Origin of the sequence: Micromonospora lupini str. Lupac 08, assembly GCF_000297395.2 — a bacterium.
Taxonomy (GTDB): Bacteria; Actinomycetota; Actinomycetes; order Mycobacteriales; family Micromonosporaceae; genus Micromonospora; species Micromonospora lupini.
In genome coordinates this window covers 1,979,162-1,995,598 of record NZ_HF570108.1, presented here as the reverse complement: position 1 = coordinate 1,995,598, position 16,437 = coordinate 1,979,162, and the positions used below count along the sequence as shown (strand labels likewise).

The following is a 16,437-nucleotide window of genomic DNA, read 5'->3' as shown; positions in this document are numbered from 1 at the left end:
TATCGAATCAAGCGTCACGCTTCCGGGTGGGATCACGCCGCCCGCGCGTTATTCGGTGGCCGGGCCGGCACCGGCCGTGCCAGCCTGACCCGAAGACGGACCCGGCGCGCCCGGGCACCGCCGGCCCGCCGCCAGGCCGGGCTCGAACCGACCGACGGGAGCACGGCAATGCGAGGACTCGAAACCTTCCCGCCCATCCGGACGCGAGCTTTCGAGGACCCGACAGCCCATGCAGACCGTCAACCTTGGCATCGTCGCCCACGTCGACGCCGGTAAGACCAGCCTCACCGAACGCCTGCTCTACGCCACAGGCGTCATCGGCCGGCTCGGCAGCGTCGACTCGGGCACCACCCAGACCGACACCGGCGAGATCGAGCGCCGCCGGGGCATCACCATCCGCAGCGCCGTCGCCGCGTTCACCGTCGGCGACCGCCAGGTCAACCTGCTCGACACCCCCGGGCACAGTGACTTCGTGGCCGAGGTCGAACGCGCGCTCGGGGTGCTCGACGCGGCCGTCCTGGTGCTGTCGGCAGTCGAGGGCGTCCAGCCGCACAGCCGTCGGATCATGCGGATCCTCCGGTCGCTCGGACTGCCCACGCTGATCTTCGTCAACAAGATCGACCGGATGGGCGCCCGCACCGACGAGCTGGTCGCGGACGTGCGCCGCCTGCTCACCCCGGCCGTCGTCCCGCTGGGCGCGGTCCGCGCGCCCGGCACCGCCGAGGCCGCCTTCCGGCTTGACCATCCGCGGTACGACCACAGCGCCGCCCGCCGACTCGCCGAGGCCCTCGCCGAGCACGACGACCACCTGCTGGCTGCCCTGGTCGACGACCTGCCACCCGACCCGGACCGGATCGACGAGGCGCTCCGGACGCAGGTCGCCACCGGGCAGGTCCATCCGCTGCTGTTCGGCTCGGCGCTGTCCGGGGCCGGCGTACCGGAGCTGCTGGACACCATCGCGACAGTGCTCCCGGCGTCGCCGCCTGCCGAACCCGAGCCGCGGGCCCGGGTCTTCGCAATCGTTCGCGACCCCTCCGGTGAGCGGGTGGCGTACCTGCGGTCGTACGGCGGGCAGCTGCGGGCGCGGCAGCGGATCGTCGCGTACCGCCGGGAGCCGGACGGCCGGACGACCGCGACGCGCGCCCGGATCACCCGGCTGGACGTGGTCGGCGCGACCACCGACCGGGCCGACCCGACCACGCTGTCCGCCGGCCACATCGCCCGCGTCGCCGGCCTGACCGGGGTACGCCTCGGCGACCAGCTCGGCAGCCCGGCCGGTCTCGACGGGCGGTCGTACTTTCCGGCGCCGAAAGTGGAGGCGGTGGTGCGCCCCCGGGACCCGGCCCGGACGCTGGCGCTGCACGCCGCGCTGCTGGACATCGCGGACACCGACCCGTTCATCCGGACCCGGGTGGCCCCGGACGGCGGCACGAGCGTGCTGCTCTACGGCGAGGTGCAGCGCGAGGTGCTGGCGGCGACGCTGGCCGAGGCGTACGGGATCGAGGCGGAGTTCGGGCCGGGCCAGCTCGTGCACGTCGAGCGGCCCACCGGCGCCGGCGCCGCCGTGGAGATCATCGGGCACGGCTTCTTCGGAACTGTCGGTTTCCGGGTCGAGCCCGGATCCGGCGTGGACTACCGGCTGGAGGTCGAGCTCGGCTCGCTGCCGCCGGCCTTCCACAAGGCCATCGAGGTGGCCACCCGGGCGGCCCTCGACCAGGGCCGACACGGCTGGCCGGTCACCGACATCCGGGTCACCCTCACCCACAGCGGCTACTGGTCGCCGATCACCACGGCCGGGCACTTCCGGGATCTGGCCCCGTACGTCCTCATGCAGGCGCTCGCCGAAGCCGGCACGCGGGTCTTCGAGCCGTGCCGCCGGTTCGAGGCGGAGGTGCCGGCCGACCGGCTCGGCCCGGTCACGTCGCACCTGAGCCGCCTCGGCGCCCGGATCGACGGCACCGACGACAGCGCGGCCGGCTGGCGCGTCAGCGGGGTGCTGCCGGCGCGGCTCGAACCCCGGGCGCAGCGGCTGCTGCCGGACCTGGCCAGCGGGGAGGGGTTGTGGTCGTCGGTGCCCGGCGGCGACCGTCCGGTGTCCGGCGACCCGCCGCGCCGGCCCCGCACCGACGGCAACCCGTTCGACCGGGTGGAGTACCTGCGCTTCCTCGCCCAGCCAGGGAACCGGTCCTGAAACGCCTGCCCTGCACCGCCGCGTCGGCGGCACACCGGGTCAGCGCGGTCGGAGCAGCCCCCGGTCGGCCATGAATGCCCGCAGCGTCTCGCCGTCCTCGGCGGACATCAGCCACCGGGGGATCACGGTCGCCGGCATCCGGCCGACGTACACGATCCAGAACTCCGGGGTGTCCTGCACCTGGGCGACGCCGTCCCACGCGATGCCACCGGACTCCGAGCCGCTGCGCATCATGATGTTGTCGTCGGTGATGTCGTAGGCGCCCTCGACCGCGTAGCCACTGGACCGGCGTCGCGCGCGCCACCGCACCCACGGCAGGTACAGCATCGACAGCACGCCGCCCACGAGCATCGCCATCCACAGCGGCGACGCCCGCTCGGCCCACGCCGACCCCCGCGCGACGACCAGACCGATCGCCCCCACCACCGCCAGCACCGCGCCGACATAGCTGTACCTGCGCAGCCGAACGCCACCGAGCGTGGCCGCCACGCGGCCCGGGTAGGTGGGATCGGCGGGGACGTCGAAACGGATGTGCACCCCGAAACGATAGTGCCAGGCGGCCGGAGTTTCGCCGATGGTCGCTTCCGGGTAGCGCATGGCGTATGAATCGCGATCTCGTCAAGGCTCTCCAGGTCGCGTGGGAGCTGCCGGAATTCCGCAGCGGGGTGCGACACCTCATCGATCTCGACGAGGTGTCCGTGCTGCTGGCCACGCTGTCCGTCCCGGATTCCGACGGCGAGGTCGAGCGCAGCCTGCTGAGCCTGCTGCGCTCCGGCCTGGAGACGACCGAGATCCGCGAGGCCGTGCTGCTGCTGTTGGAGAAGGACGAGGTGCGCCGGCCGCTCGTCGCGGCGGCGGTGGAGCCGCTTGCGGACCGCCCGGGCCTCGCCGCCGCCATCGCCTCGGCCGCCGAGGACCCGGCGGTACGACGTGAGGTACGGGCGGCTCTGGACAGCGCGAAGGTGCGCGAGCTGATCTGGCAGGCGGTCGAGAACCAGGTGAGCGACAACCGGTTCGGACTGATCCGCCGGGCGGCCGCGCTGTTCGTGCGGCACCCGAGCGTCCGGCGCCTCGCGTGGGCCGTCCGCCGCCACGGCGTACTGCGGGAACTACGCCGCAAGCCGTAGTCCACTACGGTGGCGAGGTGGCAGTGTCCGGCGCGGCACCGCCATCCGGGATGAGTCGTCGGCTGACGTTCCTGCTCGCGGTGGCGGCGGGAGCGGCGATCGCCAACCTGTACTGGGCGCAGCCGCTGCTCAACTTCATCGCCGACGACCTGCACGCCGCGACCGCGAGGGCCGGCTGGCTCGTCACCGCGACGCAGATCGGGTACGCGATAGGCGTTTCGCTGCTCGTGCCACTCGGCGACGTCCTGGACCGCCGCCGGTTCATTCCGATGCTGCTGGTGGCCTCGGCCGCCGCGCTGCTGCTGTGCGCGCTGGCGCCGTCGTTCGGCGTGCTCCTGCTCGCCCTGACCGTCCTCGGCGTCACGACGATCTCCGGGCAGCTTCTCACGCCGCTCGCCGGGGACCTGGCCGGCGACGCCCACCGCGGTCGGATCGTCGGCGTCGTCGGGTCCGGGACCCTCAGCGGCATCCTGGCCTCCCGCACGATCAGCGGGTTCGTCGCCGGTGCCGCCGGGTGGCGTACGACCTTCGCCCTCGCCGCGGTCGTCGCCGTTCTGCTCGCGATCCTGCTCTACCGTGCGATTCCACCGCTGGCGCCGCGCGCCCGCATGCCATACCCGCGGCTCATCGCCTCGGTCGGCGCGGTGGTCCTGCGCGAGCGGGCGGCCCGCTGGACGCTGGCCCTGGCCGCCACCGGGTTCGCCGCGTTCTCGCTGTTCTGGACGGCGCTGACGTTCCTGCTCAGCGGCCCGCCGTTCCACTACCCGGTGGCGGTGATCGGGATGTTCGGACTGGCCGGCCTCGCCGGCGTCCTCTCCGGCCTGCGCGGCGGTCGTCTGCACGACAGCGGTCTGTCGATCCCGGCCACCGGGGTGGCGTGGACGCTGGCCCTCGGCGCCTTCGTCGTCGCCGCGTTCGCCGGCCGGTCCGTCGCACTGCTTCTCATCGCGATCATCATGATCGATGTCGCCCTCCAGACGCAGGCCCTCCTCAACCGGGCTCGGCTGTTCGCCCTCTCCCCCGAGGCCCGCAGCCGGCTCAACACGGCGCTGGCGACCGGCAACTTCATCGGCGCCGCCGTCGGCTCCACCGCCGCGACCACGCTCTGGGCGCTGGGCGGCTGGACAGCGGTCACGGCCACGGGGATGGGTCTCTGCTGCTTCGCGCTCGCCGTGTGGGCGCTGGGCCGTCGTGGCCCGCTGCTGATCCGCGATCGGGAACTCCAGATCGTGGACGGTTTCCGTCAGGTTCGGACGGAAGGTGTCCACGATCCGAGGGCCAGGTTGGATGCCGACTCAGAACAGGGTCGCCGGCAGGACGAGGACTGCGAAACGGATCACCCGCCCGAGCAGGCAGGCGACGGCGAACTCCCAGTGCCGCAGGCCCGCGGTGCCGGCGGCGAAGCTGACCACGGCCAGCGGTGGGACCCCGACCGCGGCGGAGACCAGCACTGTCGGAAGGGCGGTGCGGCGGCGGGAGAGCCAGCGCCGGATCGGCCCGGTCCACCGGGCGGCCCGTGCGGCCGTACGACCTGACCCGCTCCGGCTCCTGAGCTTCCGGGCCAGCCGACCCGTCCCGCGACGCGCGGATTCGAACAGGAGCAGTTTGCCGGCGGTCTGCCCGAGCGCCAGAGCGAGCACGGCGACGACGACGTGGCCACCACGCTGCCCGGCGACCACTGCGTAGGCCTCGGCGTTGACGACCGGAACGAGGGCCGACGCGAGACCGTACCCGAGGCCCGCCATCGCCTCGCCGAGGCTGCTCACGCGCGGCCGTCCCGGTCCAGCAGCCGGGCCACCGCCGCGACCGACCACAGCTTGACCACGACGACGGCGACGGCGACGGCCAGCGCGAGCAGGTACTGCCCGAACGCGATGGCGCCGATGACCCCGGCGGTGTTGGCGGCCTTGGCCAGCGGCGACCAGTTCAACGCCCACACCCGGCGGTCGACCAGGTGGAAGTGGTTGGGGCTGAGCACGGGCCAGCACAGGAACGACAGCGACAGCATGGTGTCCAACACCAGGAACGACAGCAGGAACACCAGGGCCACTACCGCGACGTCGGGCACGAGGGAGACCAGGCCCACGCAGAGTACGGACGTGCACGCGCGATCGCTCACGATGTCGAGGACGGCCCCCGCCCGGGTCTCCTGCCCGAGCCGCCGGGCAACCCAGCCGTCGAGCATGTCCCCGATCCAGTAGATACCGTACGCTACCGCCATAAACGCCACCGATCCGGCGACGAGGGCGGCGATACCCACGGTGACAGCGGCGACCGTGCGGACGGCGGTGATGTAGTTGGGAACCGTACGGAGAGGGCCGACACTGATGGCGGCGCGGGAGTCGACGAGAGTCACCCCAGAAGCGTCGTGCGGTGAGCGTCCCGACGGAACGTGCCGCGGTGCCGATCTGCTCGCCGGGGCAGCACCGGAGTGCCGCCCGATCTGGTACCCAGGTACTGGCCGGTCCCCGAGCGGGTCGCGGAGACTGTCCAGGTGAGGACCGACATCCGGGAATGGTTGCGTGACCCCGAGCGGGTGCGCCGGCTGGCGTACGGTACGGCGGGGTTGATCGTCGCCCTCGTGGTCACGACCACCGAGGGGGGCCTGTCCGTGCCGGTGGGCTGGATGTGGCTGGTGCTGCCGGTCGGCCTCGGCGCCACGGCGTTGCGGCCCCGCCACCGCGCCCTGGTCTTCGCGGTCTGCGCCGGGTTCGTGGCGATCGTGAGCACCGGGGAGTCGGTCCAGGTGGGCCTCGCGGCCACCTGTCTCGTCTTCGTGTCGAGCTGCGAAGACCCGGCCCGGCGTCCGTGGCTGGGGTGGCTGGCCGGCCTGCTCGGCGCGGCCGGCGCCCTCGCCGTCGCGCTCCTCAACGGGCGCGGGCTGTACGAGCAGCCGTTCGTCTTCGTGACTGTCGGTTACCTCCTGGCGATCCTGTTGCGCGCATGGTCACGCGGCCACGCCCTCAGCCGGGAGACCGGCGAGCTGCGCGGCCAGGCGGCCTGGCTCGAACAGCGCACCAACCTGGCCCGCGAGCTGCACGACGTGGTCGGCCACCACGTCACCGCAATGGTGGTCCAGGCCGAGGCGGGCCAGCTCAGCGCCGACCCGGGGGCGGCGCTGCGGGCGATCGCGGACAGCGGACGCACCGCACTGAGCGAGCTCGACACGCTCGTGGTGCACCTGCGTGATCCGCTCGCCACGATCGCCGTCAGCGCGCCTCCCCGCCTGTCCGACATCGACGAACTGCTCGCGCAGCCGCTGCGGCAGCAGGGCGTGACGGTGCAGGTCCTTCTGGATCCCGAGCCGGGCCTGGACGAGATCGGCGTGTTGACCGCCTACCGCATCGCCCAGGAGGCCCTCACCAACATCGCCCGCCACGCGAAGGCCACGGCTGCCTGGGTCGAACTGGTCCGCGTCGGCGACCGCGCCCGTCTGCGGGTCAGCGACGACGGCGTCGGGCCGCCCCACGAACCCACGCGCGGCTCGGGCCTGCTCGGCATCGAGGAACGCGTTCGCGCTCTCGGTGGGAGCTGGGAGCTGAGCCAGCGCTCCGGTGGCGGCACCATGGTGCAGGCGAACCTTCCGGTGGCGAACCCGTGATCCGGGTCGCGATCGCCGACGACCAGCAGCTGATCCGCGACGGCTTCGGCCTGATCCTGCGGACCCAGCCCGACATCCACGTCGCCGCCGAGGCGGCCGACGGCCGGCAGTTCCTCGACGCCGTACGACGCGACCCCCGCATCGACGTCGCCCTCGTCGACATCCGCATGCCGGTCCTCGACGGCCTGCAGGCCACCCGCGAGCTGGCCGCGATCCCCCACGCCCCCGCCGTGATCGTCGTCACCACCTTCGACGACGACGCCTACGTCCTGGACGCCATCGCCTCCGGCGCGCGCGGGTTCCTGCTCAAGCGGTGCAGCGCCGCCGACCTGGTCGCCGCGGTCCGCACCGTCGCCGCCGGTGAGGCGGTCCTCTCCGCCGAGGTCACCGGCGCCGTCCTCGACCGGGTACGCGCGACCGGGCCGGCCACCCGCGTGGACCTGGCGGTCCACCAGCTGACCCCTCGGGAGACCGACGTGCTCGCCCTGATCGGCGCCGGGCTGAACAACACCGAGATCGCCGAGCGCCTCTACCTCTCGATGAGCACCGTCAAGACCCACGTCACCAACGTGCTGGCCAAGACCGGCAGCCGCGACCGGGTGGGCGCCGCCATCCTGGCGATCCAGGCCGGCCTCACACCCTGACGCGTCGGCGGACCCGGACCGGACGTCGGTCGTCCGGGCCCGCCGCAGGCCGGGCAGTTCTGCTGAAACAGGCCCTAGGATTGCGCGCGACGTGAATCGCCGTACCTGAGGAGTCGGACCTGATGCGCTCGACGACGGTCCTGCTGGAAGGCCTGCTCCGGCCCAGGATGCGCGACGTCGTCACAGTGGAACCGGTGACGGGCGGAATCGCGGCGCTCGCGGGCATCGCCACCCGCCGGGACGCACCGCCGGTGTTCGTCAAGGCCTTCGCCGAGGCTCCGGCCGACGACGTCTTCGTCGCGGAGGCCGAAGGGCTGGCCGCCCTCCGCGAGCTCGGCGGTGTGGCGACACCCGAGGTGATCCTGGCGGACCGGGAACTGCTCGTGTTGTCGATGCTGGGACCGAGGCCAGACAGCGAGGTCTTCTGGGAGCAGTTCGCACACGTCCTCGCGGGCATGCACCTGAGCACGACCCATCCTCGCTTCGGATGGCACCACGACAACTGGCTGGGCCGTCGCCGCCAGATCAACACCTGGAACGACGACGGCCACGCGTTCTTCGCACAGCACCGGCTGCTTCGGTGGCTCGGGCAGCCCCGCGTCGACGCGGCACTGGACACCGGCGACCGGGCGGCGCTGGAGCGTTTGTGTGACCGGCTGCCGGAGCTGCTGCCGGACCGACCGGCCTGCCTGACGCACGGCGACCTGTGGGCACAGAACATCCTGGCCACCACGGACGGCCGGCCCGCGCTTATCGACCCGGCCGTGTCGTACATGTGGGCCGAGGTCGACCTCGCCCACGTGTGGTCGACCTCGCCCCCGCCCGAGGCGCGACGGATGTTCGAGGTCTACGCGGACCTGACCTCGCTCGACAGTGGCTGGCAGGCCCGTATGCCGATCGTCCAGCTGCGACAGCACCTCGCCGTGCTGGCCCAGTTCGACGACGACTGGGGTGCGGCCGACCAGATCCGCGCCGTCCTCGCCCCGTTCCGCAAGGGGCCCTGATGACGGCCCGGCGGCGACGAGGTTCCCAACTCCCTGCCGGTGCACCGCCGGGGCAGGTGGGACGCCGCACAGGGCGCGGCCGGCGACAGCGGACCGCTGCTTCCGCGACATCACGCCGTCAGACGCCGTCGACCGACGGTGTCTCCCGGCCTCGGCGGTGATCGGTGATGAGGGCGGCAGCGGCGCCGAGCAGCTCCCGCTCACGGCCGGTGAGAGCCGGGTCGTTGCGCCGGATCGCCAGGGCGCGGTCCAGCACGCTCAGCGGGTCGCCGCCGACGCGGTCGAGGAACGCGGCCAACAGCGTTGCGGCCGGCGACGCCAGGTGATGGTCCTCCTCGACGGCCACCTGCGCGAGGATGACCGCGGAGAGCGCGACATCGAGGTCCGCCGGCCCCTCGGTGGAGTTGCGCCAGTCGATGACGACCGGCCCTCGCGACGTCAGCATGACGTTGTCCGGGTGCAGGTCGAGGTGCAGGATCCGGTCGTCGTCGCGTTCGCCGAGCCGGGGCGGCAACGCGTGGAGTCGGTGCTGCAGATCCGCCAGACAGGTGGCCGCTTCCAGGGCGTCGAGCTCACCGGCCAGGAGCGCCGACAGCATGGTGCGCCCGTCCAGTCGTTCCATGACGAGATCGACCCCGCGTGCCTGATACACGGTGGGTACGGGGAATCCGAGACCCGCCACGTACACCATGACCGCGGCCTCGGCGGCCACGTCTCCGCCGTGGCGGTAGCGGCGAAGGACACGTCGATCGTCGATGGCGTAGACGTCGGCATCCCGGCCCGACGCCAGAGGGACGGCATCCACCACGCTCCGACAGTAAACGACGCCACCAGCCGGCAGCGCCCTTGATCGTGGGGGCGCCGCGTCAGCGGGGAGTCATGATCCGCCCAGGTCATGTCGGAAGGCATAGGCGACGGCCTGGGCCCGGTCGCGGGCACCGATCTTCGCGAACAGGTGATTGACGTGGCTCTTCACCGTCGCCTCACTCACCGTCAAGCGAGAGGCGATCTCCGCGTTGGCCAGGCCCTGGGCCATCAGTGACAGCACCTCGGCCTCGCGCGGCGTGAGTCCGTCGGGGAACCTCGGCGGTGGCGTCGCGTCGGCCGCGATGGCGTCGACGACGTGCCGCTGGACGGCCGGGTCGATGACGGCCTGGTCGTCGACCACCTGCCGCAGCGCCTCGTGGATCTGCTCGCCGCTGGCGTCCTTGGTCAGGTAGCCGCGGGCGCCGGCCCGTAACGCCTCCAGCACCGATCGGTCGTCCGAGTAGGTGGTCAGCACCACCACCCTGACCTCGGGTGCCTCGACGCGTATGCGGCGGGTGGCCTCGATCCCGTCGCATCGCGGCATCCGTAGGTCCATGAGCACCACATCCGGCCGCTCGGCCTGCACCAGCCTGACCGCCTCGGCACCGTCGGCGGCCCCACCCACCACCTCGACGTCCTTCATCAGCGAGAGGACCATGCCCAGCCCTTCGCGGACCACCCGCTGGTCGTCGGCGATGAGCACCCGGATCACGCCGGCACCGCCAACTCGACCCGGAACCCCTGGGCGGTCGCGCCCGCGCTGAGAGTCCCGCCGAGCAGCTCGGCCCGCTCACGCATGCCCGTCAACCCGTAACCGTCGGTCTCGTCGGGGACCACGGGCGGTCGAGCGGCGAAGTCCTCGACGATCAGGCGGGTGACAGTCGACTCGTAGGTGAGGCGCAGCGAAACCCGCGCCGGGGACGCGTGCCTGGTCACGTTGGTCATTGCCTCCTGCGCCACGCGATAGAGCGCCAGCCGCGCCTCCGACTCCAGCGGGCGCGGCTCCCCCGACACCACGAAGTCGCACGGCACGGCCTGGTCGCGGGTGAACTGCTCGGCCAGCGCGGCCAGGCGGTCCGGTCCGGGCAGGTCGTCGTCGCGCAGCATGCCGATGGCCCGTCGAGCCTCCTGAAGGCCGGTACGGGCGAGGTGGTGGGCACGGTCGACAACCGCCGGCAGGCGTGGATCGGTCGGATCCTCGGCGATCAGCATGCGAGCGCCCTCCAGTTGCAGCGACAGCCCCGACAGCGAGTGGGCGAGCACATCGTGCATCTCCCGGGCCAGCCGCTGGCGTTCGGCCAGCCCTGCCGCCTCGGCCAGCGCCACCTGGCCGGCCTCCAACTCGGCGAGCAGCCGCTTGGTCTCACGCTGCGCCTCGGCCAGGCGGAACGCCAGATACATCAGGCCGAACAGCACGGCGAACCCGGCGAGCACGGCCAGGAAGCCGAAGTCCTGCCCGGTGATCGAGGCCACCATCTCGAGCACCACGAACGCCGCGATCAACACCGGGACGGCCACCCGTACGGGCATCAGTCCGGTCGCGGCGCACAGCACCGCCACCAGCACCGCCACCGAGGCAGGCCCGCCGGGCTGCACCGCCACCAGCGTCACCGAGCTGACCAGCATCGCCCCGACGAAGACCACGTACGCCGGTCGGATCGGCAGGTCGGCGACCGCGTTGCGGCCGAACACCCCGACCACGAACACCGCGGTGGCCAGCACGACGATCAGCCGCCTGCCGGTCAGCCCGAATCCAGGCTCGGCGGTCGCGGCCGCCCACACGAACCACGCCAGCATCAGTGGTGTCAGCAGTTGCATCCACCGCACGACCCGCAGGCGGGTCAGCGTGGGCTCTTCGGTCTGCACCGTTGAAAACTAGCCGGATGTCGCCACGGCAGCATCGGCGCACGGTTGCAGACCCGTCTGCAACCGTGGGTGGAGACGGAACATCGATCCGCGCGCCGATGCTTCGCCCCGGCCTTCGCACGCAGGCTGAACGGCATGAGGAACGACCACCTGAACACCGTTGTCAAACTGTTGGCCGCCTTCCTGGTGATCAGCCTGTCCACCGTCGTAGCCGTGGTGCTCCTGCGCCACAACCCCGCGCTCGTCACCACTGCCGTCTGGATCCGCACACCACTTGTCGCCGCCAGCGCGGCGGTGCTCCTGCTGCTGGCCCGGCGCGCAGCCGCGGGGCACCGCGGCTCGTTCCGCAGGCTCCGCATCATCGCCATCGTGGTGCTGGCCGCGATCGTGGGTGTCGTCGCCTGGCCGGGCGCGTTCCCGGTCTGGCTGCGCATCGAACAGGCCGTGTGCGGCGTGTTCGTGGCCAGCGTCGTGGTCCGCACGAACCTTCGCGTGGTCCGGTCGGCCATGGCGGACAGCTCAGGGGAGGCGGCGGCCACTGCGGCAGCCCGCCGCTAGCGCAGACCGCGACCGTGGCACCGCCGCTCGTTCGGCGGGCCACGGGCGGTCGTGCGCTTGGCGGCGCCCACGGGCGGACACACGAACCCGTCGCGGCCCGGTCGACGCCGGGGGCGACAGGTCAGGGCGTCCAGCGCACGTGCGGGTTCACCCGCCCGGACCAGTCGAAGACCGCCATGTTGTCCCACTGGTTACCGGTGCCGTTGATGTTGGCCGGGTCCCAGCCGTTGCCCCGGACGGCGTACCAGGTCGGTTCCCAGTAGAAGACACCGATGGCCCCCGCGTTGCGGGCCGTGTTCTGGACCCAGTCGAACTCCTGGCCCTGGCCGGACCAGGTCGCGCCGATGCCGTCACAGGTCGCATCGCCGATGGCGTTCGGCTCGCTGTCCGCGTTGTCGCGGGTGAAGGGGTACGCGGTCTCCACGATCACCACCGGCTTGCCGTAGCGGCCGCGCAGGTCGACGATGTTGTTGTAGAGGTTCGCCAGGGTGCCGTGCCACATGCAGTAGTACGACAGGCCCGTGATGTCCCACTGCACGCCCTGGGCGCGGATGCCGTCGTAGAACCACCGCGCGTTGGCGTTGCTGTCGGCGTCGGCGGTGTGGATCATCACCGGGATGCCGCCGCCGCACGCCTTGGTCGCGTTGTAGCCCTGCTTGAGCAGGCCGGCCAGCGGAGCGAAGTCGTTGTTGACGACCCTGCCCTCGTCCCACAGCATCCCGACGTTGATCTCGTTGCCGATCTGCACACTGTCCGGCGGGGTGCCCTGCCCCCGGAGGCTGGCGCAGACGTCGTAGGTGAAGGCGTACACGTCGGTGCGCAGTTGGCTGAGGCTGTGGCCGATCCAGGCGGCCGGCTTGTACTGCTTGCCGGGGTCGGCCCAGGTGTCGGAGTAGTGGAAGTCGATGAGCACTTTGAAGCCCTTCGCCCTGGCCGCCCTCGCCTGGGCCAACACCCTGCTCTTGTTGTTGTAGCCGCTGATCGGGTTGTTCCAGACGCGCAGTCGGACGTAGTTGACGCCGACGGACTTCAGGATGTCCAGCGGGTCGCGGGCGACGCCGCCGGCGTCGTAGTACCTGGCGCCCAGGTCCAGGCTGCGTTGCAACGAGGAGACGTCGGCGCCGCGCATGCTCAGCGTGTTCGCGGCGGAGGCCGGCGTGGGCGCGCCGCCGAGGATGGCGCAGAGCGCGAGGATGCCGGCCGTGACAGCCCTGGTCAGGGCCCTGGGGCGGCGGGGGGTGGCCGGATGGGTGCTCACGAGTCTCCTTGGGGCAGGGGGCGCGGCGCGGCCGGCGACCCTCGGGCCGCGCTCAGCCCACGGTGCAGGAAGCACCGTTCAGCGAGAAGCTGGTCGGCGCCGCGTCGCTTGTGCTCCACCGCCCCTGGATGCCGAAGCTCGTCGAGCCGTTCGGCGCGAGAACGCGGTTCCAGTCGAGGTTCCGGGCGGTCACCGTGGCACCGGTCTGGCCGACCGTGGCGTTCCACCCCGAGGTGATCTGCTGGTCTCCCGGGAAGCTGAAGGTGACGATCCAGCCGTCGATCGGTGCCGCCCCGGTGTTCTGGACCGTCACCGTGGCCACGAAACCGCTCTGCCACTCGGACTGGTTCCGGTAGGTCACGCGGCAGGTCGAGGGCGGCGGGGGTGACGGGGTGGTCGTCGTGGGCAGAGCGACCGTGTTTGACGCGACCGACAGGTTGCCCGCCGCGTCCCGCGCCCGGACGTAGAACAGGCTGCGCAGCGGCGTCGACGCGGGTAGCGACGCCGTGTACGTCGTGCCCGGCACGGTGGCGATCACCTTCGAGCTGAACCAGCCGTCGAACTGGTAGACGTTGTAGCCGAGCACGCCGACGTTGTCCGTCGACGGCGACCAGGACAGCGTGGCTGTCGAGGCGGTCACCTCGCCGACGGTCAGGTTCTGCGGGGCGCTCGGCGGGGTGGTGTCCGGGCCGGTGTCCGTCACCGGGGTGACAACGGTCAGCGCGTCCGTCCAGGTCGAGAGGTGTCCGAGGGTGTCCCGGGCGGCCACCCGGAACGAGTACTGCCGGCCCGGCTGGATGTAGTTGCTGATCGTGGTGGTGGTGACGGCTCCGACGCTGGCGCTGTAGATGACGTCGTCGAACGCCTGGTAGTAGGTGATGTCGTAGCCGGCAACGGCGCAGCAACCCGGCTTGGCGGCCGTCCAGGTGAGGGTTACCGATCCGGTCCGGACCTCGCTGGCGGTCAGGTTCGTGGGCGCACCCGGCGGGAAGGGCGAGGTGTTCGGCGTGCCGGGCGGGCTGCTCGGCGGGCCGGGCGAGGTGTTCGGCGTGCCGGGCCCCGTCGGCGCGGTTGCGGCCGGCTCCACGACGGACACGGCGGCCCCGCCGGGCGCCGGGGCGACCCCCGGGTACGCGGCGGGTGCCGCGGTGCCGGCATCGGCCGCCGGTGCGACGCTCAGCGCGGATCCGAGCACCGCCGTCGACACCACGGCGGCGGCCAGCAGACCGGGCCGCAGACGGCGAAACAGCGAGGACGAGAAGACGCCTGTCATACGTCGACGATGGCGCAATACATCGATGATCGCCAACGTGTCCCACACCTCGGCCAGCGACCCGCCCGACTTCTTACCGAACCATGACGTACCCGGCGACCGTTGACCGTTGACCGGCGGCCGGCCCGTACCGATTCACGACAGCACATCACCGGAGCCGTTTCCGGCTTTGAGGAGAAAACCGATGAACCGCAGAAAGAACGGGACCGCTCTGGTCCGGACCCGGCCGGCCAGGCTCGCCATGGCCGCGCTCGTGCTGGCGGCCACCGGTGGGCTCACCGCCACCTTCGTCTCCAGCGGCGGCAGGGGCACCGCGGATGCCGCCACCAGCCTGGACCAGTTCGTGTCGATCGAGAAGGTGCCGCCGAACGTGCGGACCCCGGGGCCGGCCGCCGGCGCATCGACCGGCCGGTTCACCGTCGACTGCGGCACGAACGGCAACGGCAAGTTCAGCCCGGACAATCCGGTGGCCCAGCCCGGCATCCGCAACGGCGCCGAACATGTCCACGACTTCGTCGGCAACCTGGCCATCACCGCGAACTCCTCCAACGCCGACCTGGACGCCTCCGGCACCACCTGCCGCAACGGCGACAAGTCGTCCTACTTCTGGCCGGTGGTGCGCATCGACAGGAGCGTTCGCAGCGGCAGGCAGGTTCAGCAGGCCCTCGCCCAGACCCAGCCGATGGTGGTCTGCCCCGCGGTCGGCAAACGGCTGCGGGCAGTCCCCACCGGGGCGCGTAGCACCGTCGACCGCCTGCTGGCCGAGCTGGATCGCCAGCAGGCCGCCGCGAACCAGCGTATGACCGCCACCCGGGGCCGCATCGACGCCGCGTTCAACCGGGAGGTCATCGACTCGCTGCGGACCCGCCGCGCCGCGATGATCAAGCAGATCAGCAGCACGATCACCGCCGCCGGCGGCAACCAGCCCGGCCTGGTCTCGCTTGTGGACTGCGACGTCAGCTACGACGACATGCACGCCCGGATGCCCGGCAGCGCCCACCGCGCGAGCGCCGAGGCGGCCCGGGCCGCGAATCCGCGGATCCAGTGCCCCGCCGTACGGGACAGGTTGCCGGGCGTACCCGACCGGGCGCTCGCCGAGGTGAACCGCGCCCTCGACGACCTCGACCGGCAGGTCTCCGAGGCCAACGAGCGCCTGGTCACCAGCCGCGGCCAGGGCGGCCCGGCCTTCGTGGACAACGCCATCCTCGGGCCGCTGCGCGCCAAGCGGACCGCTGCGCTCGACCGGATCGCCATCGCGATCGGACGGCAGGCCCCCCGCCCGCAGGGGCTCGGAGCGCTCGCCGCCTGCACGCTGGACCAGGCCCCCGCCACCCCCGCGACCCCGAGCAGCGCGCCCACCACCGCCACCGCGCTCCCCGATCCGCAGGGACCCAACCTTGAGCTGCCCGGCAACACCGGCGGCATCGTCCGCCCCGCGCAGGTGCTGATCGAGTATCGCGGAAACCCCGTCAGCAAGGTGGTGCCGATGCCGAAGTTCCTCCGGGCTCTCACCGGCGATGCCAAGCCCACCAGCCGTGGTCCGGCCAACGCCCGTGCCACCTGGACCTGCTCCGGCTTCACCGACCGGCTCTCCGACAAGTACCCGATCTGCCCCGCCGGCAGCCGGGTGCAGCGCGTGCACGACTTCCCCGGCTGCTGGGACGGCAGGAACATCGACAGTGACAACCACCGCAACCATGTCGCGTTCGCCGACAAGGCCACCGGCGCATGTCCGCAGGGCTTCCGGGCGATCCCGCAACTGCGGATCACCGTGGCCTACGACATCCCCCGCGACGTGCAGGTCAAGGGCCAGTACGCCCTCGACTCCTTCCCCGAGGAGAACCACAACCCCTTCTCCGACCACAACGACTTCGTCAACGTCAACTCCGCCCAGACCATGCAGCGCATCGCCGCCTGCATCAACAAGGGCAAGAACTGCTCCTGACGCCCTGAGCGGGAGATGTTGGGCAGCGAAGAGGCCGGCCGGACGATGTCCGACCGGCCTCTGACCTGCCGTCACCCACCCGAGGCGGGCCCACCCAGGTACTTGACGTCTCAACTTTCCCGCAGTAGCTTATTGCCATTCACAGACGTCTATTTCGAGTGGG

At 71.9% G+C, this 16,437-nt stretch carries 15 protein-coding genes and 1 pseudogene; 8 read left to right on the top strand and 8 right to left on the bottom strand.

Features of this window, described 5'->3' with window-relative positions:
* Positions 1-229: 229 nt before the first annotated feature.
* The gene (locus tag MILUP08_RS10490; protein WP_007457364.1) at positions 230-2,191 is read left to right on the top strand and encodes a GTP-binding protein; all 1,962 of its coding nucleotides are present in this window, start codon (positions 230-232) and stop codon (positions 2,189-2,191) included.
* Between the two features lie 39 nt (positions 2,192-2,230).
* Here the strand turns inward: MILUP08_RS10490 and MILUP08_RS10485 are convergent, their stop codons facing one another.
* A complete protein-coding gene (locus MILUP08_RS10485; RefSeq protein WP_039907627.1) occupies positions 2,231-2,728 on the bottom strand; it encodes a YcxB family protein in 498 nt (165 codons plus the stop codon).
* A 65-nt stretch (positions 2,729-2,793) separates the two neighbouring features.
* Here MILUP08_RS10485 and MILUP08_RS10480 point away from each other — a divergent pair, with 65 nt between their 5' ends.
* Both MILUP08_RS10480 and MILUP08_RS37385 read left to right on the top strand, forming a co-directional pair.
* Positions 2,794-3,318, top strand: a complete 525-nt coding sequence (locus tag MILUP08_RS10480; protein ID WP_007457360.1) for a hypothetical protein — start codon at positions 2,794-2,796, stop codon at positions 3,316-3,318.
* Between the two features lie 50 nt (positions 3,319-3,368).
* Positions 3,369-4,262 (top strand): annotated as a pseudogene (locus MILUP08_RS37385) (MFS transporter); the annotation flags it as partial.
* Positions 4,263-4,613: 351 nt separating this feature from the next.
* Here MILUP08_RS37385 and MILUP08_RS37380 read toward each other — a convergent pair.
* Positions 4,614-5,063 (bottom strand): VTT domain-containing protein, encoded by a 450-nt coding sequence (locus MILUP08_RS37380; protein WP_007457356.1) that lies wholly within the window; start codon positions 5,061-5,063, stop codon positions 4,614-4,616.
* Positions 5,064-5,080: 17 nt separating this feature from the next.
* Complete coding sequence (locus MILUP08_RS10470; RefSeq protein ID WP_007457354.1) at positions 5,081-5,674, bottom strand: CDP-alcohol phosphatidyltransferase family protein; 594 nt, start codon at positions 5,672-5,674, stop codon at positions 5,081-5,083.
* Positions 5,675-5,812: 138 nt separating this feature from the next.
* Here MILUP08_RS10470 and MILUP08_RS33705 point away from each other — a divergent pair, with 138 nt between their 5' ends.
* From MILUP08_RS33705 to MILUP08_RS10455, 3 genes are all read left to right on the top strand, one after another.
* On the top strand, positions 5,813-6,919 hold the full coding sequence (locus MILUP08_RS33705; RefSeq protein ID WP_144056896.1) for a sensor histidine kinase: 1,107 nt from the start codon (positions 5,813-5,815) through the stop codon (positions 6,917-6,919).
* On the top strand, positions 6,916-7,563 hold the full coding sequence (locus MILUP08_RS10460; protein ID WP_007457351.1) for a response regulator: 648 nt from the start codon (positions 6,916-6,918) through the stop codon (positions 7,561-7,563). Before MILUP08_RS33705 ends, MILUP08_RS10460 begins: the two co-directional genes overlap by 4 nt.
* 122 nt (positions 7,564-7,685) lie before the next feature.
* Positions 7,686-8,567, top strand: a complete 882-nt coding sequence (locus MILUP08_RS10455) for a fructosamine kinase family protein (RefSeq protein WP_007457349.1) — start codon at positions 7,686-7,688, stop codon at positions 8,565-8,567.
* Positions 8,568-8,685: 118 nt separating this feature from the next.
* Here the strand turns inward: MILUP08_RS10455 and MILUP08_RS10450 are convergent, their stop codons facing one another.
* From MILUP08_RS10450 to MILUP08_RS10440, 3 genes are all read right to left on the bottom strand, one after another.
* A complete protein-coding gene (locus MILUP08_RS10450) occupies positions 8,686-9,375 on the bottom strand; it encodes a phosphotransferase (RefSeq protein WP_007457347.1) in 690 nt (229 codons plus the stop codon).
* 69 nt (positions 9,376-9,444) lie between these two features.
* Positions 9,445-10,086, bottom strand: coding sequence for a response regulator (locus MILUP08_RS10445; protein ID WP_007457345.1), 642 nt, complete (start codon positions 10,084-10,086; stop codon positions 9,445-9,447).
* Entirely contained in the window at positions 10,083-11,240 is a 1,158-nt protein-coding gene (locus tag MILUP08_RS10440) for a sensor histidine kinase (protein WP_007457343.1), read from the bottom strand. The genes MILUP08_RS10445 and MILUP08_RS10440 overlap by 4 nt, the downstream gene beginning before the upstream one ends.
* 135 nt (positions 11,241-11,375) lie before the next feature.
* Between MILUP08_RS10440 and MILUP08_RS10435 the strand changes: the two genes are divergently transcribed.
* Positions 11,376-11,798, top strand: coding sequence for a hypothetical protein (locus MILUP08_RS10435; RefSeq protein WP_007457341.1), 423 nt, complete (start codon positions 11,376-11,378; stop codon positions 11,796-11,798).
* Positions 11,799-11,919: 121 nt separating this feature from the next.
* Here the strand turns inward: MILUP08_RS10435 and MILUP08_RS10430 are convergent, their stop codons facing one another.
* Both MILUP08_RS10430 and MILUP08_RS10425 read right to left on the bottom strand, forming a co-directional pair.
* A complete protein-coding gene (locus MILUP08_RS10430) occupies positions 11,920-13,056 on the bottom strand; it encodes a glycoside hydrolase family 53 protein (protein WP_007457340.1) in 1,137 nt (378 codons plus the stop codon).
* Positions 13,057-13,108: 52 nt separating this feature from the next.
* On the bottom strand, positions 13,109-14,329 hold the full coding sequence (locus MILUP08_RS10425) for a cellulose binding domain-containing protein (protein WP_007457337.1): 1,221 nt from the start codon (positions 14,327-14,329) through the stop codon (positions 13,109-13,111).
* Positions 14,330-14,513: 184 nt separating this feature from the next.
* Here MILUP08_RS10425 and MILUP08_RS10420 point away from each other — a divergent pair, with 184 nt between their 5' ends.
* The gene (locus MILUP08_RS10420) at positions 14,514-16,274 is read left to right on the top strand and encodes a DUF1996 domain-containing protein (RefSeq protein WP_007457336.1); all 1,761 of its coding nucleotides are present in this window, start codon (positions 14,514-14,516) and stop codon (positions 16,272-16,274) included.
* The last annotated feature ends 163 nt before the right edge of the window (positions 16,275-16,437 follow it).

Excerpts from the sequence above, each read along its gene's own strand:
- MILUP08_RS10435 (WP_007457341.1), top strand. The coding sequence starts at position 11,376 with ATGAGGAACGACCACCTGAACACCGTTGTCAAACTGTTGGCCGCCTTC.
- MILUP08_RS10480 (WP_007457360.1), top strand. The coding sequence starts at position 2,794 with ATGAATCGCGATCTCGTCAAGGCTCTCCAGGTCGCGTGGGAGCTGCCG.
- MILUP08_RS10425 (WP_007457337.1), bottom strand. The coding sequence starts at position 14,329 with ATGACAGGCGTCTTCTCGTCCTCGCTGTTTCGCCGTCTGCGGCCCGGT.
- MILUP08_RS37380 (WP_007457356.1), bottom strand. The coding sequence starts at position 5,063 with ATGGCGGGCCTCGGGTACGGTCTCGCGTCGGCCCTCGTTCCGGTCGTC.
- MILUP08_RS10420 (WP_007457336.1), top strand. The coding sequence starts at position 14,514 with ATGAACCGCAGAAAGAACGGGACCGCTCTGGTCCGGACCCGGCCGGCC.
- MILUP08_RS10490 (WP_007457364.1), top strand. The coding sequence starts at position 230 with ATGCAGACCGTCAACCTTGGCATCGTCGCCCACGTCGACGCCGGTAAG.
- MILUP08_RS10455 (WP_007457349.1), top strand. The coding sequence starts at position 7,686 with ATGCGCTCGACGACGGTCCTGCTGGAAGGCCTGCTCCGGCCCAGGATG.